The sequence below is a fragment of the Streptomyces cyaneus genome (genome assembly GCF_004028635.1).
In the GTDB taxonomy this organism is placed as follows: domain Bacteria; phylum Actinomycetota; class Actinomycetes; order Streptomycetales; family Streptomycetaceae; genus Streptomyces; species Streptomyces cyaneus.
Window position 1 is genome coordinate 89,736 of record NZ_ML138678.1, and the last position, 24,498, is coordinate 114,233.

Consider the following 24,498-nt stretch of genomic DNA (forward strand, 5'->3'; position numbering starts at 1 on the left):
GCGGCCCTCTCCTCGGTCCCAGGAGAGGGCCGCCGAGCTCACGAAATGCGTTCCGGTCAGACACTCACGCCGTGGTTGACCGGACACTTCGCCTTGCCCGCCGTACGGAACGCCGCCGCACCGGCAGCCCCGCCGGCGACGGGCGTGCCGAGTTCCTTCAAAATCTCGTCGGACAGCAGGTCCTCCTTGCCCTTCAGGGCGTCGGCGACCTTCGTGTCGGAGACGAACACCAGCTCCGCGGCGATGTTGTCCTGAACGATCCGCGCCAGGTTGTCCAGAGCCACCCCGATCGGGTCCGACGGCAGCTGCGCCGTGGGGATGTCGATCAGGTGGGTGTCCACCTTCTTCTGGTTCATCATCGGCTTGATGATGATCTCGGCCTGGTTCAGCACCGACGTCGTCCAGATCGACAGCACCACCGTGTACAGCTCGGCCCAGGCGGCCTCGCCGATCTGCGCCCGCCACTTCCTGCACAGGCCCTGCACGCCGGAGATCTGCGCCGCGGCGGCATGCTGCATGTTGATCCGGATCGACGGGTAGACGCGCTTCGCGAAGACCTGGAACGAGGCGATGTCGAAGGCGCGGGCGCGGATGGAGTCGGCGATGAACGTCAGCGCCTCGTCGAGGATCTTCGCGCAGGAGTCGTGCAGTTCCTGCGGCAGGTTCGCGGCGGCAAGGTTGTTCTTCGCGGTGGTCAGCTTGTCCGCGAACGCCTGCAGCGGCGTCGTCCAGGCGTCGGTGGCGGGGCCCTTCATCGCCACCATGTCGAGGTCGTGGGGATCGATCCGGTCGGCATTGGCGACGTTGGGGACCTTGTCCGACAGGTACTCCGCGAGCGTGGAGTAAATGCCCAGCGGGACGTGGGCGATGGACTTCGCCAGCTCGAACTCCTCCGCCACGGGGTGCTCGACGTACTGCTTGCCCTTGTGGATGAGGGTGAAAGTCCCGCCCTTCGCGTCGTTCTGCACGACGATGACGGGGCCGAGATTCTTGACCAGGTCGGCCTTCAGCGCCGCGTAGTTGGTGCGCATCGCCGCGTTCACCGCGCGGATGGAGTCCCGGGCGGCGGTCTGGGTGCCCGCCGCGTCCACTACGCCGACCGCGTCCACCGCTTCCGCGGCGGGAGCGGCGTCGAGGACGTTTGCCGCGTTCGGCTGGGCAGCCGTATAACCCAGGAACGTCGCGGCGCCGAGGCCGCCCGCGCCGCCTATGAATGTCCGTCGTGTTGCCATGACTTGCTCTCCGTAACGAATCGGTCGTCAGGTGTTCCCGCCGTGGGGAGCGGTGGCGTGGGGGGAACTGACCCGCCGGGAGCCGCGAAGGGCCGGGACGCGGGGAGCAATGCAAGGAAAGGAAGGTTCCCTCTCCGACAGCGTGGGGCTGCTGGGAGGCCGGAGAGGGAGAACTGCGGGGTGTTACGTCAGCGCGGTGTGGGTGGGAACGACGACTCCGTACAGGTCGGCGATCGTCGCCAGCGCGCTTTGGTGGATCTGCTCGGCGGACAGCCCGCCCCCGACCGACGGCAGCGGCCGGGTGGCGCAGGCATCGGCGACCACGGTGGGCTTGTTCCCGCGCAGGAACGCGCCCTCGGCGGTGAACGTCACGCACATGTGCGTCATGAACCCGGCGATCACGAGGTTCTTGCTCCCCGCCTGGTCGACGAGCCTGCCGAGGTCGGTGTTCACGAAGGCGTTGGGGACCTTCTTCACCACGGTCCGCTCGCCCTTCACGGGCCTGACCTTGTCGTGGATCCGGCCGATCGGCCGGCGGATGTCGTACGGGGTGTTCTCCCCGCCGTCGTTGACGATGTGGATGACCTTCCCGCCCGCCTGGCGAGCCGCGTGCAGCAGCTCGGCCGCGGCGTCCAGGGCCGCCTGCCAGCGGGTCAGTTCCATCACACCTCGGGTGTAGGTGTTCTGGTAATCAACCATGATCAAAGTGGCGGAGGCGAGCGAAGCGGGCTGGTCGGCCAGGCCGTTGAGCCCCCGCAGGGTCGTCGTGCCCGACGCGTCCGCGTCCGCCGCCCGCGCGGGGGTGTCGCCCAGCCGGGTGGCGCCGAACACCCCGGCGCCGCCGACGACGGCCGCACCGCCGACCTTCAGGAACCCACGGCGGGACCTGCTGCCCTGCTTCTCCTCCCGCCGCCTCTGTTCCCGCTCCGTCATGTCAGGCCAGCTCTTTGCCGGAGGCGACGACCACTCCGTACGCGTCGGCGATGGCCGCCAGCGCGCTGCGGTGCAACTCGTCGGCGGACACGTCCACGATCGACCGGGTGGCGCACGCGTCCGCCGGAACGGTGGGCTTGTTGCCGCGCAGCGCCGCCGACGCCGACGTGTACGCGATGCACATGTGGGTCATGAACCCGGCCACGATCACGTTCTCGTTCCCGGCTTCGTCCACGAGCTTGCCGAGTTCGGTCCCGTGGAAGGCGTCCGGAGCCTGCTTGACGACCACGGGCTCACCGTCGATCGGCGCCACATCGGGGTGGATCCGGCCGATGTCCGTACGGATGTCGTAGGGCGAACCCTCGCCGCCGTCGTGCTGGACATGGATGACCTCGGCTCCGGCCCGGCGGGCACGGGACAGCAGGTCCGACGCCGCTGCCAAGGCGGGCTGCCAGCCGTCGAGTTCCATCACACCGCGGGTGTAGGTGTTCTGGTAGTCGACGAGGATGAGGGTCGAGGACGCGAGGGCCGCGGGGGTGGTGTCGGCGCCACCGAGTTCGCGCAGCGTCTTGCTTGCCACAGGTCTTCTCCAGGTTTCTTCCGGGGACAGGATTCTTCCGGGGACTTGAGTAAGTTGTTCAACAGACTGTTGAACACACATGCGACGCTATGGCGCGAACCGGGGTGTCGGCAATGACGCGCTATTTGCAGAAACCGACGCCCGTGTCCGTGAGCGAAGCGGGGGATTGCAGGGTGGGGACCGTGAACCGGTTGATCGTGATCGTGCTGTTCAAAGGCGTCGACCTCCTCGACGTCACCGGCCCACCGGAGGTGTTCTCCCTCGTCCCGCGCGAGACGACGGAGCGGGTCGGCTACGAGGTCGTGCTGGCCGCCGAGACACTGGAGCCGGTGACGACGGCGGCCGGCGTGCGGATCCTTCCCGACACCACGTTCGACGAGGTCTGCGCACGGGCGATCGACACACTGCTGGTGCCCGGCTCGGTCGAGGTCGAGGGCGACGGTGAGCGCCGCATCCACCCCGTCGTCGAGCCCGGCACGGTGGCCCGGGTGAAGGCGCTGGCCACCCGCGCCCGGCGCGTGGCCTCGGTGTGCGTCGGTGCGCACATCCTGGCCGCCGCGGGGCTCCTCGACGGCAAGCGCGCCACCACGCACTGGTCGACCGCGCAGCGGCTCGCCGCCGACCATCCGGCGGTGCGGGTCGACCCTGATCCGATCTTCATCCGCGAGGAGGGCGAGGTCTGGACCGGTGCGGGGATCAGCGCCTGCCTGGACCTGTCCCTCGCGCTGGTCGCGGAGGACTTCGGCGAGGCGGTCGCGCTGCGCGTCGCCCGCCAGCTGGTGATGTACCTGAAACGACCCGGCGGGCAGTCCCAGTTCAGCGTGCCGTTGGAGCAGTTGTCCACGACGCGGCGCATCGAGGACCTCCGGCATCACATCCTGAACAACATCGGCCGGCGCCTGACCGTCCCGGACCTGGCCGCGTACGCGCACGTCAGCGACCGGCAGCTCACCCGGATCTTCAAGACCGAACTCGGCACGACCCCGCACGCCTACATCGAGGCGGCCCGGGTCGAGCTGGCCGGCAACCTCCTGGAGACCACCGACGACACGCTCGAACGGGTCGCCTCCCGCTGCGGGTTCGGCACCGTCGACACCCTCATCCGTGCCTTCCGCCGCCGCCTCGCCACGACGCCGAGCGAGTACCGGGCCAGGTTCCGGTGATGGGGCTCAGCGCGCCAAGTCATAGGCGTACGACGCCGTGAACGTCCCCGGGCTCCCCTTGCACCCGTCCGACTCCCCCGGCAGCTTCACCCACAGGTAGCCGTCGATCCGCGCCTCACCGGTGCTGAGCGTGGGCACCCGCCCCAGCTTGCGGCCGGCCGGATCGCACCACTCGCCGTCGGCCGGAGCTCCGGCGCCGTTGCGGCTGGTGTCGATGACGGCGCCCAGGCCCGCCGGGCCGCCGAGGGCGTCGAGGACCTGTCGGTCGTAGGCGATCTCGTCCGCCGTGGCGTGGAAGTTGGAGACGTTGCTGAAGATGCCGTCGGAGGACGCGGCCGAGGCGGCGCCGGCCTGCTTCAGCCGCTCCCCCTGCTTCGCGGGCGTGTTCCAGCCGGAGTGTCCGGCGTCGTAGTAGACGCGTGCCTTCGGGTTCGCGGCCTTGAAGGCGCGGCCCGCGCGGGCCAACGAGGCGAAGCGGTCGGCGCGTTCCCCGCCGGAGAGGCACTCGGACTGGGCGATGGAGTCGGGCTCCAGGATCACGATGACATCGCCGGAGCCCAGTCCCGCGGCGAACCTGTCGATCCAGGCGTCGTAGGCGTCGAGGTCGGGCGCCCCGCCCTCGGAGTGCCCGCCGCAGTCACGGTCCGGTATCGCATACGGCACGACGACCGGCACCCGCCCCAGCGCGGACCCGCCCGAAGTGACCGCGCGGACCCGGGCGGTGATGGTGTCCGGCGTGAAGTCGGCGAACCACACCGCGGCCGGCTGGGCGGCGATCCGGGACTCTATGACGGCGTGGCGCGGGTCGCCGGCGTTGTCGCGGACCCACTCGAGGACCTGGGAGTCGGGGTGGCGGTAGAGGCGGGCGGACACCACGGCAGGCTGCTGCTTCCGCTCGGTCGTGGTCGGCGAGGGCGTGCGGGGCGTAGCGCCGGCTGTCTTCCTCGGAGTCGGTGAAGCAGGCGTCGGCGAAGGGGACTTGGGCAGTGACGGGGAGGCCGAGGGGACGAGTGGCAGGGACTGAAGGCTCGGCGAGCGCGTCGTCTCGGGCGGCCCGGCCTCGTCGGAGCCCCGGCTGCCGTCGAGCGCGGAGATCATGCCGGTCGCGGTGCCGACGGCGACCACGACGGAGGCAGCCACGACCATGGCATGGCGCCGGGCCGCCCTCCTGCGCTCGGACCTGCGTGCGGCCAGTCGCTGGGCACGTAAGCCTGGCACCGTCCCGCTCCCCTCCCCCACAGCGAGCGCGTTCCCCCGTTCTGGGGAAGCGCCGGGCCCGCCGACACTCCCGCCAGCCTAAAGCTGGGACTCTGCCCCCATGGCGCAATGCGAACAATTCACCACACCCGTGGACGCGGTCATCTCCCGTATGCGCGCCCTCGATGCGGCCCTGCCCGAAGCCGACGGAGTCGCGATCTTCAACCGCGTCTACCTCACCGTCACGGAGGCGGTCGACCGGCACATCGACGGCGGCCGGTTCACGGACGCGCGGGCCGCGATCACGCTGGACGTGCGGTTCGCGGAGCGGTATCTCGCGGCGGTGAGAACGGCGGACGAGGAGGGGCGTCCGCCCGCCTGCTGGCGGCCCCTGTTCCAGATGCGCCGCCATCCCGGCGTACGACCGCTGCAGTTCGCGCTCGCGGGCATCAATGCGCACATCGGGCACGACCTGGCGCTCGCCGTGGTGGACGCCTGTCGTAGCCTCGACTGCGAACCCGCCGATCTGGAGGACGAGTTCGATCGCGTGGGTGATCTCCTCGTCTCGCTGGAGGAGCGCATCCGCGAAGATCTGATGCCGGGTCCCGACCTGCTCCAGATCGCCGACCCGCTCACCCATCTGCTCGGCTCCTGGAGCCTGGAGCGGGCCCGCGACGCCACCTGGTCGGCGGCCCGTGCCTTGTGGGCGCTGCGCCGACTGCCGGACGTCGCCGAGGAGTTCACCGAGCGGCTGGACGGGGCGGTCGGGTTCGCGGGACGCATGCTGCTCACGCCACTGCCGGACTGATCCGGCCACTCCTGTGCCGAGGCGCCTCAACTCGTAGATGAACGTTGTACGTTCGACATGACTGGACCTCTTGCAAAGGAGCACAGGCATGGCGACTCGGCTCGGACTCGCACTCCCCCAGAACAGGCAGTACGACCTCGGCAGGGACGTGCCGGACGTGGCGCGCGCCGCCGAGGCGGTCGGCTACGAGAGTCTGTGGGTGTACGAACGGGCCCTGTTCCCCGAGCCCGCCACCCAGGGCCTGTACGGCATCGAGGGCCTGCCCTGGCCGGACGACTACCGCGGGGTCGCCGACCCGCTGGTCACGCTCACGCTGGCGGCCGCGGCCACCGAGCGGGCCCGGCTCGGCACCAGTGTGCTGGTGGCTCCGCTGCACGTGCCGTTCCAGCTCGCCAAGTCGCTGGCCACCCTGGACGCGGCGAGCGGCGGGCGGGTCGTCGCGGGCCTCGGCACCGGCTGGTCGCACGACGAGTACGCGGCCGCCTCCGTCCGTCCCTTCGAGGAGCGCGGCCAGGTCCTCGACGAGGTGATCGAGGTGTGCCGCGCGGTCTGGGGGCCGGATCCGGTGTCGTACGACGGCCGGATCACGAAGATCGCCCCGGCCGTGGTCGGCCCCAAGCCCGCCCGGCCCATCCCGATCCTGCTCGCCGCCGGAAACCGTAAGGCGCAACGCCGGCTCGTGGACCACGCCGACGGGTGGATGCCCGTCGCCCTGAGCGCCGAGTCGCTGGCCGAGCAGTGGCAGCAGCTGCAGGACCTGGCCGCCGAGCGGGGTCGCACGGAGCCCATCCAGACGGTGGTGCGCACCAACGCGCGCTACTCCGCCCAGGGGTACGACGGCGCCGACCGTCAGCCCTTCCACGGCAGCGTGGACCAGATCGTCGAGGACCTGGCCGCGTACGCCGAGGTAGGCCTGGACGAGATCTTCGTCGACCTTCAGAGCACCGTGCGCGACGCCCAGGAACTCAAGGACGTCGCCGCGGAGGTGTACGAGAAGGCGCGGGCAGCCGGGATCTGATCCTCTTCCGCCGGCTCGGTCGCTCAGTCCTCGGGCAGCTCGACCGGCGCGATCTCGTCGTAGACGTCGCCCGGCCCCGGGTTGGTCGGGTCGCTCGCCCCGCCGAAGTGGTGCATGACGCCCCAGACCGCGTTCAGCGCGGTCTGGATCGCGCCCTCGGCCCAGCCGGCCGTCCAGGAGATGTCGTCACCGGCGAGGAAGATGCCCCGCTTGTCCTCGGCCAGCCGGTCCTGCATGAAGTGCGTGAACAGGCGCCGCTGGTAGCGGTAGTGGCCGGGCAGGTTCGCCTTGAACGCGCCCATGAAGTACGGCTCGTTCTCCCACGACACGGTCACCGGGTTGCCGATGATGTGCTTCCGGATGTCGACCTTCGGGTAGATCTCGCCGAGCGACTTCAGCATGACCTCCATCCGCTCGTTCGCGGACAGCGGCAGCCACTTCAGGCTGTCGTCGCACCAGGTGTACGACAGGCAGATGACGGCCGGCTTGTCCGGACCGTCGTCCAACAGGTAGGTCCCTCGGGTCATACGGTCGGTGAGCGTCATCGACATGACGTCCCGCCCGGTGTCCTCGTCCTTGTCGAGCCAGAACGGGCGGTCGACCGGCACGAAGAGCTTCGAGCTCTCCATGTAGTGGGTGCGCTCGATGGCGGTCCAGTGGTCGATCGGGAAGAGCGAATCGTCGCAGGCGATCTTCGACAGCAGCATCCAGGACTGCGCGGTGAAGACGGCCGCCTGGTACGTGCGGATGTCGCCGTTCGCGTCGGTCACGGTGATGCGGTTGCCCGCGGTGCGGTGCAGCCGGGTCACGGCCGGGCGGGGCTCGCCGTTCTCGTGCAGGCTCGCCAGCGAGGTGCCGTGGGTCCAGTGGACGATCTTCTCCGGCTCGCGCTCCCAGAGCCTGAGCGGCAGCTGCTGGGAACCGCCGACGATGCCGCGGTGGTGGTCGTCGGCCTCGGTGTAGACGACGCGCAGGATCTCCAGGATGGAGTTGGGGAAGTCGGTGTCCCAGCCGCCGGTGCCGAAGCCGACCTGGCCGAAGATCTCGCGGTGCCGGAAGGACTTGAAGGCCTCGGAGTCGCAGAGGAAGCCGTAGAAGGTCTGGTTGTCGAGCTTCTCGACGAGCTTCGCCCAGATCTCGCGGATGCGCGGCACGTCCCGCTCGCGCATCGCCTGGTTCATGTCGGAGAAGTCGGCGCCCTCTTCGAGGCACTTGTTCCAGGCGGCGGCGACGTCCCGGTAGACCTGCGGGAGGTCCTCGATCGTCTCGGCGTAGTGCGACTCGCCCTTGAGGTCGACGACCGTCGAAGGGGTCGCCTCGGCAAGGGGGTTGGGGAACGGGCGGGTCTCCAGACCGACCAGGTCGATGTAGTGCTGGAGCGCCGTGGAGGAGGGCGGGAAGCGCATCGCGCCCATCTCCGCGGTCAGTTCCTCGGTGTTGGGGCCGTCGAAGCCGACGGTCCGCAGCCGGCCGCCGATCTGATCGGCCTCGTACACGACGGGCTTGAGGCCCATCTTCATCAGCTCGTAGGCGGCCACGATGCCGGAGAGCCCGCCGCCGATGACCGCGACCTCGGTGCCGTGCTCGGTCGCGGGTATCTGGCCGAGCCCCGCCGGGTGGGCGAGGAAGTCGTCGTACGCGTACGGGAAGTCCGGGCCGAACATGGTGATCGGCGGCTGCTGCTCGTCGGCGTGCTGGACGGCGTTGGGCACCGTGGACGTCATGGGGTTCGGGCTCCTTGCACAAACTGGCACAGACAAAGACTGCGGGGGCGGCTGAGGCTCAGATCAGGGACCCGTAGAGGCCGGGGCGGCGGTCCTTCAGGTACGGGTTCTCCTCGCGGGAGGTGGCGAGGAGGACGGGGTCGACGTCGGCGAGGACGAGCTCCTCACCGCGGCCGGCGCGGGTGCGCGCGACCCCGTCGGGACCGGCGAGGGTGGAGAGGCCCACGAACTCGAACTCCCCTTCCTGGCCGACCCGGTTGACGTACGCGACGTACATCTGGTTCTCGAAGGCCCGCACCGGGATCATCGACTCGGCGACGAACTGGAACGGGTGCATCTGCGCCGTCGGGACGATCAGGAGGTCGGTGCCGGCGAGGGCGTGGGCGCGGACGTTCTCCGGGAACTCGACGTCGTAGCAGATCAGGATGCCGACCCGCAGGCCGTCGAGCTCGGCCTGGACGACGGGCTGGTCCCCCGGCGCGAAATGGTCGCGCTCGAAGCAGCCGAAGAGGTGGGTCTTGCGGTAGTTGGCGAGCCGGGTGCCGTCGGCGGAGATCAGCTGGGCGGAGTTGAAGACGGCGTCCCCGGCCCGCTCGGGGTAGCCGTAGGCGATCGCCAGGCCGTGCCGTGTCGCGGTCTCGGCGATCGCGTCCGCGCAGTCGCCGTCGGCGGGTTCGGCGAGGCGGGCGATGTCGTCGCCTATCGCGTACCCGGTCAGGAACATCTCCGGCGCGACCAGCAGCCCGGCGCCCGCGGCGGCGGCACGGCCCGCGGCCTCGTCGAGGACCTTGAGGTTCTCGACGGTGGAGCCGGGGCGGCCGGAGCTCTGGAGCAGGGCGGTGCGCATGCGTGTTCCTCACCGGGCGGAAGGGGGGCAGGGGGCCGTGTAGGGGCCACGTAGACGGTACGGGCGGCTGAGCAGGGCGGACAAGAAGGAGCCGTTGCGCGCCGGTGAGCGGTTCGTTGCGTGCGCCAGGGCGTCGGCGGCGATTCGTTGCGCGACCTCGGTCGTAGCCCCGGTCCTCCTCGAAGCGCACGCCCGAACGGTCTCCCCCGCCGGACGGCTGAGGCGGGGTCCCGTCCCCGGCGCGATGTGGTCCGGGCGTGGCGCCGGGAGAGTGGGGACTGTCCACTTGAACTGCGGAAAGGACCGCCATGAAGCGCCGTACGAAGATCGTCGTGCTCGGCTCCGCACTGCTGCTCACCGCCGGGGCGGCGGCCTCGGCCGCGACCGCCTCGGACGAACCGCGACAGCGAGCGGCCGCCGCGTCCGACGCACCGGGTCAGCGGGAGGCCGCCGCGCTCACCGGTACCGCCAAGCTGTACCGCTCTGCCGGGGACGACATCACGTTCTCGTTCGACGCGCATCTGGCGGCGAAGGACACCGCCGACCCGACGAAGGCCACCGGCTCCTTCGAGTGGAGCCACTACCTGAACGGCGAGGGCGCCCGGGCGAAGGCGAAGGTCGACTGCCTGCTGACCGGCGGCAAGGTGGCCGTCGTGTCCGGCGTCATCACCTCCTCCGACCTGCCGGGCGCCAAGGGCAAGCGGGTCGGCATCACCGTCCACGACGTCGCAGGCCGGGACCGGCTCGGCTACAGCTGGGCGTCCACGGGCAGCCCCGTCGAGACGAAGGAGCTGCCCAAGTGCGTGGGCTCCGCCCCCTTCGAGAAGGTCAAGAAGGGGACGGGCGACTTCACGGTCGTACCGTGGCGGCCCGACTTCTAGCCAGCGCCAGCGCCGTCACCAGGTAGGGGATCGCCAGCACCGCGAACACCGTGCTGTGCGCCAGGTCGGTGCCGAGCAACGCGTACACGCCGAACGTGGCGACCGTGCCCAGCTCGGTGCCCAGGCTCGCGACCGAGGTGAGGGTGGCCCGGCGGGACTCGTCGATACGGTGCTGGAGGCGGACGTCGGCGAGCACCTCCGCCAGCTGGAACCCGCCGAAGGCGAGGCCGACCAGTGCGATGCCGGCCGTGGTGCCGGCCGCGGCTCCCACGGCCAGGGCGAGCGCGGCGCCCGCGAGCAGCGCCGCGAGCCCTCTTGTGCCGAGGCGTTCGGCCGGTCCGGTCAGCAGGCTTCCGGCGGTGACGCCCGCCCAGATCAGCAGGATCAGATAGGGGACGGTCGCCTCGGCGACGCCGATGTCCCGGACCAGCAGCGGGGTGTACTCGTCGAGCGCCCCCCATACGGCGGCGACGGCGGGGATCAGCAGCAGCGCACCACGCACGGAACGGTCCCTGCGGACCTCGGCCAGTCCGGTCCGCAGGGTCGTCGCCCAGCTGTCGCCCCCGTTCTCCGGCCGCACCCGGTGCTCCGGGAACCGGCTCGCCGCGGCGGCGGTCAACAGACAGGCCAGTACGCTCGCCGCGCCGACGGCAGGGTAGCCGCCCAGCGCGATGACAGGCCCGGCGAGTCCGGCGGAGGCCATCGTCCCCATCAGTCGCGCGGCCCGGGCCCGGCCCATGACCCGCGCATACCGGTCGGAGGCACCCAGCCGGTCCAGCTCGTCGTACACCAGCGCCTCCAGCGCACCGGAGCCGAGCGCTCCGCCCGCACCCCACAGGACGAAGCCGACCGCGAAGGCCCAGTACGACGGGAGCAGTACCCACAGCCCGAAGCCGACGGCCGTGAGCAGCGGGCCGAGCCACAGCAACAGCCGGCGCGACACCGCGTCGGCCCAGACGCCGGAGGGGACCTCCAGGAGGATGCCGGTGATCGACCACAGGGCGAACAGGGAGGAGATCTGCCAGAGCGACAGTCCGGTGTCGGCGAACAGCAGCGCGTACACCGGGTAGAGCAGGACGAAGTCGTCGAGGAACGAGTAGCCGTACAGCGTCGCCGTGAGCCGCCGGACACCGGAGGCGGGCACACGCGCAGGTGAGAGTGTCATGAGGCCTTCCCGCAGGGACTGTTCGGACACCGGGGGTACGGCGTCCGAGGCGGCCCTCGGGAGGCACGGCTGGTGGATCAATGTCGCCAGGTCATGGCATCGATGGTAGGCGGGCCGAGCCCAGGAGCCCAGGCGATGTCACCGGCAAGGAGGAGAGGGACGCAACGCGCCTCCGCCGAGCGGCGAGGGACGTCCGCCCGCCGGAGGAGGCCGGCGAGCGTGGCAGCAGGCAAGACTGCTGGGCGAAAGCCGAACCGTCAGCCCGAGGGGGCCCTCATGGACGCCGCCGCCGAGATACTCGACCTGCCGTTCGTCGACGCGCACACGTCGGTCGTCGCCGCGCCGCCGGACGCCGTCTGGCGTGCCCTCTGCGAGACGGTGGGCCACCAGTTCGCCGACCGGTCCACCGAGACCGTCGCCCGCCTGCTCGACTGCGCCGACCGCACCACTTCCGGGCCCCGGCCACCGGCCGAGGGTTCGACGATCCCCGGGTTCCATGTGGCCACGGCGGTGCCGGGGAGGGAGCTGGCCCTCGCCGGAAGCCACCGCTTCTCGACGTACGCCTTGATCTTCCGCCTGGAGGAGGCCGACGCGGGGCAGACCCGGGTGCGCGCCGAGACCCGGGCCGCGTTCCCGGGCCCGACAGGCCGCGTCTACCGGTTCCTCGTGATCGGAACGCGCGGCCACACACTGGTCGTGCGGCGCATGCTGAGGAAGGTGCGCGAACGTGCCGCTCAGGGGCGCGGGGCTGGATAGAAGGGCGGCTCCGCCGCGTGGGCGCGACGAGCCCCCACCGCCCCAAGCCGACTCGCTACGTAGGCGACCCGGAAGAAAACCGCCGCAACAACGGCGACAACACCAACACCGACTTGGTCCGCTCCACGAACGGCTCCCCGGCGATCCGCTCAAGGACCCGCTCGAAGTGCCGCATGTCGGAGGCGAAGACCTGCACGACCGCGTCCGCCTCACCGGTGACGGTGGACGCGGCCACGACCTCCTGATACCGCTCCAGCCCCCGCTGGATGGTCTCCGGCGAGGTGTTGCGCCGGCAGTAGATCTCGACGAACCCCTCGGTCTCCCAGCCGAGCGCCGCCGGGTCCACCCGTACGGTGAATCCGGTGATGGCTCCGGTGGCGCGCAGCCGGTCCACGCGCCGTTTCACGGCGGGCGCGGACAGGCCGACGAGCTGCCCGATGTCCGCGTAGGAGCGGCGGGCGTCCTCGGCGAGGGCGTGCACGATGCGTTCGTCGAGATCGTTCAGCACTGCGGGTTGTTCACTTCACTTCTGGTGTTGCAAGACGGGAACGGCGATAGCCGTAGAGGAAGTAGAACACGAGACCGGCGGCCATCCAGCACCCGAAGACGACCCAGGTCACGGTGTCCAGGCTGAACATGTTGTACGCGCAGAACAGGAAACCCAGCACCGGCAGCACCGGCCCGAACGGCACCCTGAACGTGCGCTCGAGCTCCGGCCGCCGGTAACGCAGGACGATCACCGCGATGTTGACCAGCCCGAAGGCGAACAGCGTGCCGATGCTGGTGGCGTCGACGAGCTTGCCCAGCGGGATGAGGGCGGCGAGGGCGCCGCAGAACAGGGACACGATGACGGTGTTGAGGCGGGGCGCCCCGGTCTTCTTGTGGACCTTGCCGAGCGCCTTGGGCACCAGGCCGTCGCGGGACATCGCGAAGAGGATGCGGGTCTGGCCGTAGAGCACGGTGAGCACGACGCTCGCGATGGAGATGACCGCGCCGAGGGCGAGCAGGGTGCCCCAGAAGGACTGGCCGCTGACGTCGTTCATGATCGCGGCCAGCGAGGCCTCGGAGCCCTCGAACTTGGTCCAGTTCCAGGCGCCGACGGCGACGCCCGCGACGAGCACGTACAGCGCGGTGACGATGATCAGCGAGAGCATGATCGCCCGCGGCAGGTCCCGCTTGGGGTCCTTCGCCTCCTCGCCGGCGGTGGAGGCGGCGTCGAAGCCGATGTAGGAGAAGAAGAGCGTGGCACCCGCGGCGCTCACGCCCGCCATGCCGAGCGGCATGAAGTCGGCGTAGTTGCCGGACTTGAAGCCCATGAAACCAACCGCGCAGAACAGCACCAGCGCGACGATCTTGACGGCGACCATGATCGTGTTGGCGCGGGCGGACTCGCGGACGCCGCCGAGCAGGAAGGTCATCGCGAGCAGCACGACGATCAGCGCGGGCAGGTTGATGACCCCGCCCTCACCGGGCGCCGAGGACAGCACGGCCGGGATGGTGACGCCTATGGTCCCGTTGAGCAGCTCGTTGAGGTACTCGCCCCAGCCGACGGCGACGGCGGCCACCGACACGCCGTACTCCAGCACCAGACACCAGCCGCAGACCCAGGCGACCAGCTCGCCCATCGTTGCGTACGCATACGAGTACGAGGAGCCCGCGACCGGGATGCTGCCCGCCAGCTCGGCGTACGACAGGGCCGAGAACAGAGCCGTGAGGCCGGCGATCACGAAGGCGAGGGTGACCGCGGGACCGGCCTCCGGGACGGCGTCGCCGAGGACGACGAAGATACCGGTGCCGAGGGTGGCACCGATGCTGATCATGGTGAGCTGCCACAGGCCCAGGGAGCGCCGCAGAGACCCTCCATCACCCTGGCCACCCTCCGCGACCAGGTGTTCCACGGGCTTGCGACGCATGAGCCGCGCACCGAGGCCCGGGGACGGTGGGCCTGCTTGGGTGCGGTCTTGCGGGGGTGCGCCTTGGTCGAGCACGCGCTGACTCCTTCGTCGCTGCCTCTCAGGGCGGCGGGGACCGGCGGCACCCTGCGACAGCAGGAACCCACCGAGCGGGGTCCCTGCCACGCCACGTACGAGGCGACAGCCTATGAGGAGCGGCGTTGCCGTTGTAATGCAGCAACCTTGCGCGTGTCCGCAAGATCATTGCGTTCCTGGGGGCTGGGTGGGTGTTCGTTGCGCGGCGGCTTTCGACCGTTGCACAAGTGCCCTCACCCGTTGAGTACGTGCAGCGGATGTCCCTCCAGGGGCGCGGGGAACTGCGCGACAAGCCACCGACTACCCGCACCCGCCCGAATACAGCTGAGCCCGAGCTATCAGGCGAAGGGCCGGCACGCGAACCGGCCCCCGATTTTCCCGGCGAACGGGACAACGGGGGCCGTGAACAAGGGAGTTGGTGTCAGCTCCAGCTGGCGTGCAGCGGCTTGCCCTCCGCGTAGCCGGCCGCGCTCTGGATGCCGACGACGGCCTTCTCGGCGAACTCCTCCAGGGAGCCCGCGCCGGCGTAGGTGCAGGACGACCGCACGCCCGCGATGATCGAGTCGATCAGGTCCTCCACGCCCGGGCGGACCGGGTCGAGGAACATGCGGGAGGTGGAGATGCCCTCCTCGAACAGGGCCTTGCGGGCACGGTCGTACGACGACTCCTCGGACGTACGGTTGCGCACGGCACGCGCGGACGCCATGCCGAAGGACTCCTTGTACGCACGCCCCTGCGCGTCGTGCTGGAGGTCGCCCGGCGACTCGTAGGTGCCGGCGAACCAGGATCCGACCATCACGTTGGACGCACCGGCCGCGAGCGCCATGGCGACGTCGCGCGGGTGCCGGACACCGCCGTCGGCCCACACGTGCTTGCCGTACTTCTTCGCCTCGGCGGCGCACTCCAGCACGGCCGAGAACTGCGGCCGGCCGACGCCGGTCATCATGCGGGTCGTGCACATCGCGCCCGGGCCGACCCCGACCTTGATGATGTCGGCACCGGCCTCGATGAGGTCCCGGACGCCCTCGGCGGCGACGATGTTGCCCGCGACGATCGGCACCTGCGGGTCGAGCGCCCGCACGGTCCTGATCGCGGCGATCATCGACTCCTGGTGACCGTGCGCCGTGTCGATGACGAGCGTGTCGACGCCTGCGTCGAGCAGCTGCTTGGCCTTGCCCGCCACGTCGCCGTTGATGCCGACGGCGGCCGCTATGCGCAGCTTGCCGTTCGCGTCGACGGCCGGGGAGTACAGGGTGGCGCGCAGGGCGCCCTTGCGGGTGAGGATGCCGGCGAGGCGGCCGTCGGAGTCGACGGCGGGGGCGTAGCGCCGGTTGTGGTGGTCGAGGGTGTTGAAGGCCTCGCGCGGGTCCTGGTCGGCGTCGAGGAGCAGCAGGTCCCGGGACATGACCACTTCGAGCTGGGTGAAGCGGTCCACGCCGGACAGGTCGGAGTCGGTGACCACGCCGATCGGCTTGAAGTCGTCGTCGACGACCACACCGGCGTTGTGCGCGCGCTTGGGCAGCAGGGCCAGCGCGTCGGCGACGGTCTGGTGCGGGGCCAGCACGATCGGGGTGTCGAGGACGAGATGGCGGCTCTTCACCCAGGAGACGACCTCGGTGATGACGTCGATCGGGATGTCCTGCGGGATGACCACGAGGCCGCCGCGCCGGGCCACGGTCTCGGCCATACGCCGGCCGGCGATGGCGGTCATGTTGGCGACGACCAGCGGGATCGTGGTGCCCGTGCCGTCCGGGGAGCTGAGGTCCACACCCTGCCGCGAGCCGACCGCGCTGCGGCTCGGGACCATGAAGACGTCGTCGTACGTCAGGTCGTACGCGGGCTGGATGTCGTTGAGGAAACGCACGTGCTGCACATCCCAGTCGATCAGAGGTGGCCCCCGGACAGGTCAGCCAGGGGGAAGAGCACGTACTTCATTGTCCCATGCTGACCGGATTGCGATGCACGGTCGCTTCATACGAGCAGGTCAGAGGGCCCCTAGGAGGATCCTCCGAGAGCAACCGTCACGGAGAGTGCCGGCGTCCGGTCCACCGCCTCCGAGAAGACCTCCTGCGCGGTCTCCCACTCGTCGGGCCGCGCCTTCGCGTACGGCCGCCAGTTCCGTACGACGATCAGCAGCCCTCGCTCGACGGCGTCCGCCGGCCAGACGGTGGGGTCGGAGAGGGAGTCGGCCAGGGCGTCCCAGTTGCGGCCGAACCAGTCGGGCAGGTCCAGGGCGCGGGCGCAGCGGTCCATCAGGCCCGCCTTGTCCGTGACCCCGTCGAGGTCCAGCGTGACCACGAGCTCCGTCATCCCAGTACCGCCAAGGTCGTAGTGATCGTCGATGAACGAAGGGGCGGCCCGGGCGGGCCGCCCCTGTGCTGACGTCTCGTCAGTGTCCGTCCGGGTCGGACCGGTTGAGCGCGGGCTTCGGCGTCTGGCCCGCCGTCATCAGCACGTCCGCCGCCGCCGTGTCCGTCACCAGGCTGGTGACGAGCCCCGACCGCAGCACCGCGTCGATCGCGGCCGCCTTGCGCTGCCCGCCCGCGATGGCGACGACCTCGGGGATACGGCGGAGCTGGTCGGCCTTGACCGTGATGCACCGCTCCCCCAGGTCCCGTCCGACCCGGCGTCCCTCGGCGTCGAAGAGGTGCGCGGACATCTCGGCGGCGACGCCGAGGGAGGCGTAGTGCGCCCGCTCCTCGTCGCTGAGCATGTCGTGCACCGTCGAGATGCCGGGCTCCCAGGAGCCGATGGAGACACAGGCGACCGTGACCTTGTCGAAGTACTCGAAGGCACGGGCGATCCCGGTCTGGTGGCGCAGCGCCACCGCGGTGGCCGCGTCCGGCAGCAGCATCGGCGCGTAGATGGGGTGCGCGTCGCCGCCGGATACCTGCGCGGCACGGCGTACCGCCTCGACCGAGCCGCGCTCGGCGGTCCCGGCGTCGTACACACCGGTCAACTGCACCACCGTGCAGGGCGGCAGCCGGTCGAGGGCGGCCGCCATATGGATGGTGGACCGGCCCCAGGCCAGGCCCAGCACATCCCCCTCGTTCACCAGTTCGCCGAGCAGGTCGGCGGCCACCTCTCCCAGGTTCTCCGGGTCGGGCGACTCCTCGGCCTCGGCCGGGGACTCGACCACGACGGCATGCCTGAGGCCGTACCGGGCGCGCAGCGCGTCCGAGCGCTCCGCGTCCAGCTCGGCCGGCACACGGATCTCGATGCGCACCAGATCCCGTTCGAGAGCGGTCTCCAGAACCCGGGCCACCTTGAAGCGGCTGACGCCGAACTCCTCCGCGATCTGGATCTTGGACTTGCCCTCGAGGTAGAAGCGGCGGGCCATGGCCGCCGCCTGCACCAGCTCAGCGGGTCCCATCCGCATGGCTGACCGGCCCGCCGACATACCCGACACGGCGATCTCCTCACTGCTGTTCACACTCTGGATTCGCCGTTCATCCTTGCAGATCCGGCGCTCTTGATCCGCCCTGATGGGCGCCGTTCACGTTGTCTTGGCTCAGTGGTCGCATGCCCAGGCTGCGGTCTTCGTGACCGCCTCCGCCTGAGCGCGCAGTGCCCGGACCGCTTCGGCCGGGTCCTCGGCCCCGTACACCGCCGAACCGGCGACGAAGACATCGGCGCCCGCCTCGGCACACCGCTCGATGGTCGAAGCGGCGACACCGCCGTCCACCTGGAGCCACAGCTGAAGGCCGTGCTTGCTGATCAACTCGCGGGTGCGGCGAATCTTCGGCAGCATGATGTCGAGAAACGCCTGACCACCGAAGCCCGGCTCGACCGTCATGATCAGCAGCATGTCGAGCTCCGGGAGGAGATCCTCGTACGGCTCGATGGGCGTCGCGGGCTTGAGCGCCATGGAGGCACGCGCGCCCTTCGCCCGGATCTCGCGGGCCAGCCGCACCGGTGCCGCGGCGGCCTCGACATGGAAGGTGACGGAGGAGGCCCCCGCTTCCACGTACTGGGGCGCCCACCGATCGGGGGCCTCGATCATCAGATGGCAGTCCAGCGGAGTGTCCGTCGCACGGGCCAGCGACTCTACGACCGGCACGCCGAGCGTGAGGTTCGGGACAAAGTGGTTGTCCATGACGTCGACGTGGAGCCAGTCGGCTCCTTCGACCGCCTTGGCCTCGTCGGCGAGGCGGGCGAAGTCGGCGGACAGGATGCTGGGGCTGATCTGCGGGGCCATGACCCAAGACTGCCATGCCGGAGCACGAATGTTCGCGCCGGTACAGACCTGAGACGTTCATCGGATGTTGTGTCCGGTTCGTGCATGCCATGCTGGGCGGCCAACCTGCTCCACATCCGGCTGCGGGGGTGGCCATGACGGAGACCCAGGGGAACTCGGAGCACCCGGAGAACCAGGAGAACCAGGAGAACCAGGAGAAGCGCCAGTCCCGGTCGGCCCGGCGGGGCATCGCGCATCTGGTCTGCGGGCGACGCGCCAAGTGGGTGGTGCTCGTCCTGTGGCTGGCGGTGCTGTTCCTGACGGCGCCGTTCGCCCAGAAGCTGACCGACGCGCAGGACAACGACGCCGCCTCCTGGCTGCCGGGGTCGGCGGAATCCACTCAAGTCCTGGAAATCTCCGAGAACTTCAGGCCGGAGCAGATCCCCGCGGTCGTCGTCTACGCCCGCGACAGCGGCCTGACGGCGCAGGACCGGGCGGCGATCGCCGAGGACGTGGCCGAGCTGAAGCAGCTGACCGACCACGGCATACGGGGCGCCGAGACGCGGGGGCCGGTCTTCGACCGCGAGGCGGACCCGCGCGCGGCCCAGGTCCAGGTTCCGATCACCATGGACGAGAAGGGCTGGGAGCGCATCGCGCCCGCCGTCGACTCCATCCGGGACGTCGTCGACGAGGGCGGCGGGCCGGCCGTGCACATCACGGGCCCGGGCGGCACGTCCGCGGACTTCGCGGAAGCGTTCGAGGGCATCGACTCCACGCTGCTGCTGTCGGCGATGACGGTAGTCATCGTCATGCTCCTGCTGACCTATCGCAGCCCGACCCTGCTCCTGGTCCCCCTCATCGCCGTGATCGTCGCCCTGTTCACCGCACAGGCCTTCATCTATCTCCTGGCGGAACACGGGGGCCTGACGGTCAACGGCCAGAGCGCAGGCATCCTCACGGTGCTGGTCTTCGGGGCAGGCACGGACTACGCCCTCCTGCTCGTAGCCCGCTACCGCGAGGAACTGCGCCGCCACGAGGACCGCCACGAGGCGATGGCCCTGGCCCTGCACCGCGCGGGCCCGGCGGTGATCGCCTCCGGCGCGACGGTCGTCCTGAGCATGCTGGTGCTGCTGGCAGCGGAGATGAACTCGACGAGAGGCCTCGGCCCGGTGGCCGCGATCGGCGTGGCGGTGGGCCTACTGGCCATGCTGACCCTGTTCCCCGCTCTCCTCGTGATCTGCGGTCGCTGGATCTTCTGGCCGGTGATCCCGCACCTGGGCACGGAGAACCCTGACAAGCGAGGCGTCTGGGCCCGCATGGGCCGCCGTATCGCCCACCGTCCGCGCATGGTCTGGGCCGTCACGGCAACAGCCCTCGCAGTCTGCTCCCTCGGCATGATCCAAATGCGCGCGGAGGGGCTGAGCAACGCCGACGCGTTCACCGACAAGCCGGACTCGATCACCGGCCAGGAGGTCTCCGAGCAGTACTTCCCGGCCGGCAGCGGCGACCCGCTGGTCATCGTCAGCAACCAGGCGCAGGCCGTGCAGGTGGGCCGCACGGTCGCTGAGACACGGGGCGTCGTCCCCGACTCACTGGGCCTCCCCCCGGGCACGAAACCGTCGTACGACGGCAAGGTGCTCTTCGAAGCGACGATGACCGCCCCCGCCGACAGCGAGGCCGCGAAACAGACCGTCGAACGCGTCCGCGACGCCGTCCATGCCGTGCCGGACGCGGACGCCCAGGTGGGCGGCGGTACGGCCGCCTTGCTGGACATGGACAAAGCAACGACCCACGACAACATAGTGATCATCCCGCTGGTCCTGGTCGTGGTCCTGCTGATCCTCTGCGCCCTGCTCCGCGCCCTGATCGCCCCACTCCTGCTGGTCGGCACGGTGATCCTGTCGTTCGCCGCCGCGCTGGGCATCAGCGCCCTGGCCTTCCGCCACCTCTTCGACTACGCGGGCGAGTCGACCGACTTCCCGCTGTTCGTCTTCGTCTTCCTGGTGGCGCTGGGTATCGACTACAACATCTTCCTCACGACCCGCATCCGCGAGGAGGCAACCCACCAGGGCACCCGCCCCGGCGTCGTCACCGGCCTGGCCGCCACCGGCGCCGTCATCACCTCGGCCGGCCTGGTCCTCGCCGGCACCTTCGCCGCCCTCGGCACCCTTCCCATGGTCGCCTTCGCCGAAATCGGCTTCGCGGTCGCACTAGGGGTACTCCTGGACACGTTCATCGTCCGCTCGGTCCTGGTGACGGCCCTGTTCCTGGACGCGGGCCCGAAGGTGTGGTGGCCGCATCGACTGGCGCGGGAGGACGGGGGTGCGGCGGCAGTTCCGGAGGCGGAGGAGGGGGTTGCTGAGCGGGGCGGTTGACCGGCATTCGGCAACGCCGGTCCGCATGACCCAGCCCGTCCGGCGTTTGAGGACAGGGCCCCTTCAGGGCCGAAGCGGGGTCTGGGGCGGCAGCCCCAGCGGGGCCCGCACGCAGACGCCCCGCCTCACCCCACCTTCTGAACGCTCCGGACCTTCCGAATCAACGCCAAATACATCGCATCCGTCCCATGCAGATGAGGCCACAACTGCACATCGGGCCCCTCCCCCAACTCCGGCACCCCGGGGAACAACGCCCGAGCATCGATCAGCTCACCATCAGCCCGCTGCTTCAACACGTCATCCACAACGGCCCGCGTCTCAGCAAGATGCGGCGAACAGGTGGCGTACCCCACCACCCCGCCCACCCGCACAGAATCGAGCGCGACCTGCAGCAACCCCCGCTGCAGAGGCGCAAACCCCTCCAGGTCCTCCGGCCGCCGCCGCCACCGCGCCTCCGGCCGCCGCCGCAACGCCCCCAGCCCGGTGCACGGAACATCCATCAGCACCCGGTCAAAACTCCCGTCCCGCCAGGCCGGCCGCGTCCCATCCGCAGCGATGACCTGATAGGGCCCCGGATTACCCTCCAGAGCCTTGGCCACGAGCCCCGCCCGATGCGGCTGCTTCTCCGAGGCGAGCAGCATGGCCCCCCGCTCGGCGGCCAACGCCCCGAGCAGCGCCGCCTTTCCCCCGGGCCCGGCACACCCGTCGAGCCACCGCTTGTCAGGCCCATCCAGCGGAGCATTGGCAAGGGCGAGCGCAACCAGCTGACTCCCCTCGTCCTGCACCCCCGCACGCCCTTCCCGTACGGCCTCGATCGCACCGGGCTCCCCGCCCTCGGCCAGCCGCACCGCATACGGCGACCACCGCCCCGGCACAGCGGCCTCCTCACCGAGCAGCTCCGCGGTCGTCGCGCGCCCCGGCCGCGCGACCAGCGTCACCTCCGGCCGCTCATTGTCGGCCTCCAGCAACCGCTCGATGCCGGCCCGGCCACCACCGAGCGAGTCCCACAGCGCCGAGACGACCCAGCGCGGATGCGAGTGCACGACGGAGAGATGGTCCTCGGGATCCTCGTCGTAGGGCGGAGCGACCCGCTGGATCCACCCGTCGAGATCGTCCTGCGCGACCTTCCTCAGCACGGCATTGACGAACTTGGCCCGCCCGTCACCGAGCACGACACGCGCGAGCTCCACGGACGCGGACACGGCGGCATGCGGCGGAATCCGCGTCCCGAGCAGCTGATGCACACCGAGGCTGAGCACATCGAGCACCGGCGGGTCGACCTCACGCAGCGGCCGGTCCACACACGCGGAGATGACCGCGTCGTACGTCCCCTGCCGCCGCAGCGTCCCGTACACGAGCTCGGTGGCGAGCGCGGCGTCCCGCCCGTCGAAGTCGCCCTTCTCCCGGGCCTTCCGCAGCAGCGGCGGCAGTACGAGGTTGGCGTAGGCGTCCCGCTCGTCCACGGCACGCAGCGCCTCGAAGGCGAGAACGCGGACGGGGTCCTTCTTGGGCCGTCGGTAGGGCTTGCCGGGTTTGCGGGGCCGACGGGAGGTGTCGCTCACGAAAAAGGTGCTCCGGATTGCTGGATGAGATGTACGACCAGCCTACGTCGCACCACCGGCAAGGCGTACGGCTGGTTACGCCCCGAGGCCATCCCGTCGGTCAGGCCTCGATGGCCCATTGGCCAGGCCCCTCTGGTCAGACCCCGAGGATCTCCCCGTCCCCGATCCGCACGCCCCGCGCCCAGTCCGCGGCCCGCATCGGCTTCTTGCCCTGAGCCTGCACCCACAGCAACTCGACGGCGTACGACCCGGTCCCGACGTACACGTTGTTCTTCCCGACCATCAGCGCACCGGGGGCGAGATCGTCCCGCCCGGGCACCGGCTGCACCTGGATGAGCTTGAGCCGCTCGCCGCGGAAGACGGTCCAGGCACCCGGGGCAGGGGTGCAGCCGCGCACGACACGGTCGACGCGCAGGGAGGGCGCGGTCCAGTCGATGTGGGCGTCCTCGACGTTGACCTTGGGTGCGAGGGTGACCCCCTCGGACGGCTGCGGTACGGCCTTCAACGTGCCGTCCTCGATCCCGTCCATGGTCGCGGCGAGCAGCCCGGCGCCCGCGAAGGCGAGGCGGGTCAGCAGGTCGCCGCTGGTGTCGGTGGCCCGGACCTGCTCGGTGACGGTGCCGTAGACGGGCCCGGAGTCGAGCCCTTCCTCGATGAGGAAGGTGGAGGCCCCGGTGATCTCGTCGCCCGCCATGATGGCGTGCTGCACGGGAGCGGCACCGCGCCAGGCGGGCAGCAGCGAGAAGTGCAGGTTGACCCAGCCATGGGCCGGGATGTCGAGGGCGACGCGCGGCAGCAGGGCGCCGTAGGCGACGACGGGACAGCAGTCGGGCGCGATCTCCCTGAGCCGCTCGAGGAACTCGGGGTCGCGCGGCTTGGCGGGCTTGAGCACCTCGATCCCGGCCTCCACGGCCCGCTCGGCCACCGGACTCGCCACCAGCCTGCGCCCACGCCCGGCCGGCGCGTCGGGCCGCGTGACGACGGCGGCCACCTCGTGCCGCCCGGAGGCGATCAGAGCGTCCAGTGCGGGAACGGCGACCTCGGGGGTACCGGCGAAGACAAGCTTCATGGGTGGGTACGGGCCTCTCGGGCGGGGTTGGTTGGGCAACGCACAAGTCTATGGGGGCGGGGCGCGGGGGCTCACGTCGGCAGCACGACGAACGCACGCGCTCCCCCCTACGCGCGGACAATCACGCATCGGCCCCCGCACGGAAAGACGCCGACGGCGTACATCCCACCCAGGGGCGTAGGCATATGCCCACACGCCCCCACTGCGTGACCCGCGGAGCACTCCCGCGTTGGTCAAGAAAGAGTTGACCACAACGGGCCGCACGCACCGCACCCGCGGCCCTCTCCTTTTATACGCCGGTTCGAGAGGCTTGTTCATGGCCGACCACGCAACCCACGACGCCCAGGCTCGGGCCAGCCTGCACTTGCTGGTGCGGGACATCGAGCGGGTCCGCCGGCAGGTGGACGCACTGCGCACGCTCACCGCCCAGCTGGGCAACGTCTACCGCCCGCGCCGCTCCGGCCCCTCCACGGGCTTCGTCGTCTACGGACGCGCCCCCGCCCCGACGGTCCGTCTCGCCCAGGAGCTGCGGGACAGTGTCGAAACCCTGGTCACGGCAGCCGTGGACTTCGACCGCTCACTCGGCTTCTCCTGGGACGCGGTGGGTTCCGCCCTCGGCGTCACCAAGCAGGCGGTCCACCGCCGCTACGGCGCCCGCCGCGCCGCCGCCCAGTCGGCGGCGGAGAACGAGCGGACGACCGACCCTTCGGGATCCCGGACGGTCAACGTCACCACCGCCCTCCCCACGGTGCCGACGGTCCCCGCGGCCCGCTCCATGCCGACACAGCCGACGGCCGGCAGCCCCGCTCTCCGAGACGAGGCCCGACCCACGGCGTTCCCCGGCCCGCGCAACGGCTGACGTCCCCTCACTCTGCCCTCCTGGAACGCAACCGGGAGGGCAGCGGCATGCCGGGAGCCGGAAAGCCGGACTCATGGCCAAGGGATCATCTAGGGGACGGTCGGCATCATGCACCCGGCACCCCTGCACCAGGCCCCAGCCCCAGGCACCCGGCATCAGGCCCC

At 70.6% G+C, this 24,498-nt stretch carries 22 protein-coding genes; 7 read left to right on the plus strand and 15 right to left on the minus strand.

Annotated elements, in window-relative coordinates; genetic code table 11:
* Positions 1-56: 56 nt before the first annotated feature.
* From EHO50_RS00395 to EHO50_RS00405, 3 genes are all read right to left on the minus strand, one after another.
* Positions 57-1,232 (minus strand): hypothetical protein, encoded by a 1,176-nt coding sequence (locus EHO50_RS00395; RefSeq protein ID WP_128427679.1) that lies wholly within the window; start codon positions 1,230-1,232, stop codon positions 57-59.
* A gap of 183 nt (positions 1,233-1,415) precedes the next feature.
* Positions 1,416-2,165: an isochorismatase family protein gene (locus EHO50_RS00400; protein ID WP_128427681.1), complete on the minus strand. Its 750-nt coding sequence runs from the start codon at positions 2,163-2,165 to the stop codon at positions 1,416-1,418.
* A 1-nt stretch (position 2,166) separates the two neighbouring features.
* A complete protein-coding gene (locus EHO50_RS00405) occupies positions 2,167-2,745 on the minus strand; it encodes a cysteine hydrolase family protein (RefSeq protein WP_128427683.1) in 579 nt (192 codons plus the stop codon).
* 173 nt (positions 2,746-2,918) lie between these two features.
* Between EHO50_RS00405 and EHO50_RS00410 the strand changes: the two genes are divergently transcribed.
* Complete coding sequence (locus EHO50_RS00410) at positions 2,919-3,908, plus strand: GlxA family transcriptional regulator (RefSeq protein ID WP_128427686.1); 990 nt, start codon at positions 2,919-2,921, stop codon at positions 3,906-3,908.
* Between the two features lie 6 nt (positions 3,909-3,914).
* On the opposite strand, the gene EHO50_RS00415 is transcribed toward EHO50_RS00410, so the two are convergent.
* Positions 3,915-5,054 carry a glycoside hydrolase family 6 protein gene (locus EHO50_RS00415; RefSeq protein ID WP_128428904.1) on the minus strand — a complete coding sequence of 380 codons (1,140 nt, stop codon included), beginning with the start codon at positions 5,052-5,054 and terminating at the stop codon, positions 3,915-3,917.
* Positions 5,055-5,226: 172 nt separating this feature from the next.
* On the opposite strand from EHO50_RS00415, the gene EHO50_RS00420 reads away from it, so the two are divergent.
* Together EHO50_RS00420 and EHO50_RS00425 are read left to right on the plus strand one after the other, a co-directional pair.
* Positions 5,227-5,913 (plus strand): DUF5995 family protein, encoded by a 687-nt coding sequence (locus EHO50_RS00420; RefSeq protein ID WP_128427689.1) that lies wholly within the window; start codon positions 5,227-5,229, stop codon positions 5,911-5,913.
* An 88-nt stretch (positions 5,914-6,001) separates the two neighbouring features.
* Positions 6,002-6,931: an LLM class F420-dependent oxidoreductase gene (locus EHO50_RS00425; RefSeq protein WP_128427692.1), complete on the plus strand. Its 930-nt coding sequence runs from the start codon at positions 6,002-6,004 to the stop codon at positions 6,929-6,931.
* A 23-nt stretch (positions 6,932-6,954) separates the two neighbouring features.
* On the opposite strand, the gene EHO50_RS00430 is transcribed toward EHO50_RS00425, so the two are convergent.
* Positions 6,955-8,655 carry a flavin monoamine oxidase family protein gene (locus EHO50_RS00430; protein ID WP_128427695.1) on the minus strand — a complete coding sequence of 567 codons (1,701 nt, stop codon included), beginning with the start codon at positions 8,653-8,655 and terminating at the stop codon, positions 6,955-6,957.
* A 58-nt stretch (positions 8,656-8,713) separates the two neighbouring features.
* Positions 8,714-9,502: a carbon-nitrogen hydrolase family protein gene (locus tag EHO50_RS00435; RefSeq protein WP_128427698.1), complete on the minus strand. Its 789-nt coding sequence runs from the start codon at positions 9,500-9,502 to the stop codon at positions 8,714-8,716.
* A gap of 308 nt (positions 9,503-9,810) precedes the next feature.
* On the opposite strand from EHO50_RS00435, the gene EHO50_RS00440 reads away from it, so the two are divergent.
* Positions 9,811-10,383, plus strand: a complete 573-nt coding sequence (locus EHO50_RS00440) for a Repetin (protein ID WP_128427702.1) — start codon at positions 9,811-9,813, stop codon at positions 10,381-10,383.
* Here the strand turns inward: EHO50_RS00440 and EHO50_RS00445 are convergent.
* Positions 10,352-11,548 carry an MFS transporter gene (locus EHO50_RS00445; RefSeq protein ID WP_128427705.1) on the minus strand — a complete coding sequence of 399 codons (1,197 nt, stop codon included), beginning with the start codon at positions 11,546-11,548 and terminating at the stop codon, positions 10,352-10,354. The genes EHO50_RS00440 and EHO50_RS00445 overlap by 32 nt on opposite strands.
* Before the next feature lie 276 nt (positions 11,549-11,824).
* On the opposite strand from EHO50_RS00445, the gene EHO50_RS00450 reads away from it, so the two are divergent.
* The gene (locus EHO50_RS00450; RefSeq protein WP_128427707.1) at positions 11,825-12,304 is read left to right on the plus strand and encodes a hypothetical protein; all 480 of its coding nucleotides are present in this window, start codon (positions 11,825-11,827) and stop codon (positions 12,302-12,304) included.
* A 55-nt stretch (positions 12,305-12,359) separates the two neighbouring features.
* On the opposite strand, the gene EHO50_RS00455 is transcribed toward EHO50_RS00450, so the two are convergent.
* The 6 genes from EHO50_RS00455 to rpe form a co-directional block, all read right to left on the minus strand.
* On the minus strand, positions 12,360-12,812 hold the full coding sequence (locus EHO50_RS00455) for an Lrp/AsnC family transcriptional regulator (RefSeq protein WP_015661832.1): 453 nt from the start codon (positions 12,810-12,812) through the stop codon (positions 12,360-12,362).
* A gap of 10 nt (positions 12,813-12,822) precedes the next feature.
* Positions 12,823-14,292 carry an amino acid permease gene (locus tag EHO50_RS00460; protein ID WP_128427710.1) on the minus strand — a complete coding sequence of 490 codons (1,470 nt, stop codon included), beginning with the start codon at positions 14,290-14,292 and terminating at the stop codon, positions 12,823-12,825.
* A gap of 421 nt (positions 14,293-14,713) precedes the next feature.
* Positions 14,714-16,156, minus strand: coding sequence for a GuaB1 family IMP dehydrogenase-related protein (locus EHO50_RS00465; RefSeq protein WP_164904770.1), 1,443 nt, complete (start codon positions 16,154-16,156; stop codon positions 14,714-14,716).
* Between the two features lie 131 nt (positions 16,157-16,287).
* Complete coding sequence (locus EHO50_RS00470; protein ID WP_128427715.1) at positions 16,288-16,602, minus strand: barstar family protein; 315 nt, start codon at positions 16,600-16,602, stop codon at positions 16,288-16,290.
* Positions 16,603-16,681: 79 nt separating this feature from the next.
* Entirely contained in the window at positions 16,682-17,725 is a 1,044-nt protein-coding gene (locus EHO50_RS00475) for a sugar-binding transcriptional regulator (RefSeq protein ID WP_128427718.1), read from the minus strand.
* A gap of 78 nt (positions 17,726-17,803) precedes the next feature.
* Positions 17,804-18,490, minus strand: a complete 687-nt coding sequence (gene rpe / locus EHO50_RS00480; protein WP_128427721.1) for a ribulose-phosphate 3-epimerase — start codon at positions 18,488-18,490, stop codon at positions 17,804-17,806.
* A 134-nt stretch (positions 18,491-18,624) separates the two neighbouring features.
* Here rpe and EHO50_RS00485 point away from each other — a divergent pair, with 134 nt between their 5' ends.
* The gene (locus EHO50_RS00485; RefSeq protein WP_128427724.1) at positions 18,625-20,844 is read left to right on the plus strand and encodes an MMPL family transporter; all 2,220 of its coding nucleotides are present in this window, start codon (positions 18,625-18,627) and stop codon (positions 20,842-20,844) included.
* Positions 20,845-20,969: 125 nt separating this feature from the next.
* On the opposite strand, the gene EHO50_RS00490 is transcribed toward EHO50_RS00485, so the two are convergent.
* Together EHO50_RS00490 and fmt are read right to left on the minus strand one after the other, a co-directional pair.
* Entirely contained in the window at positions 20,970-22,406 is a 1,437-nt protein-coding gene (locus EHO50_RS00490) for an RsmB/NOP family class I SAM-dependent RNA methyltransferase (protein ID WP_128427727.1), read from the minus strand.
* Positions 22,407-22,542: 136 nt separating this feature from the next.
* Positions 22,543-23,475 (minus strand): methionyl-tRNA formyltransferase, encoded by a 933-nt coding sequence (fmt, locus tag EHO50_RS00495; protein WP_128427729.1) that lies wholly within the window; start codon positions 23,473-23,475, stop codon positions 22,543-22,545.
* Positions 23,476-23,791: 316 nt separating this feature from the next.
* Between fmt and EHO50_RS00500 the strand changes: the two genes are divergently transcribed.
* Entirely contained in the window at positions 23,792-24,334 is a 543-nt protein-coding gene (locus tag EHO50_RS00500; RefSeq protein WP_128427732.1) for a hypothetical protein, read from the plus strand.
* Positions 24,335-24,498 lie beyond the last annotated feature (164 nt).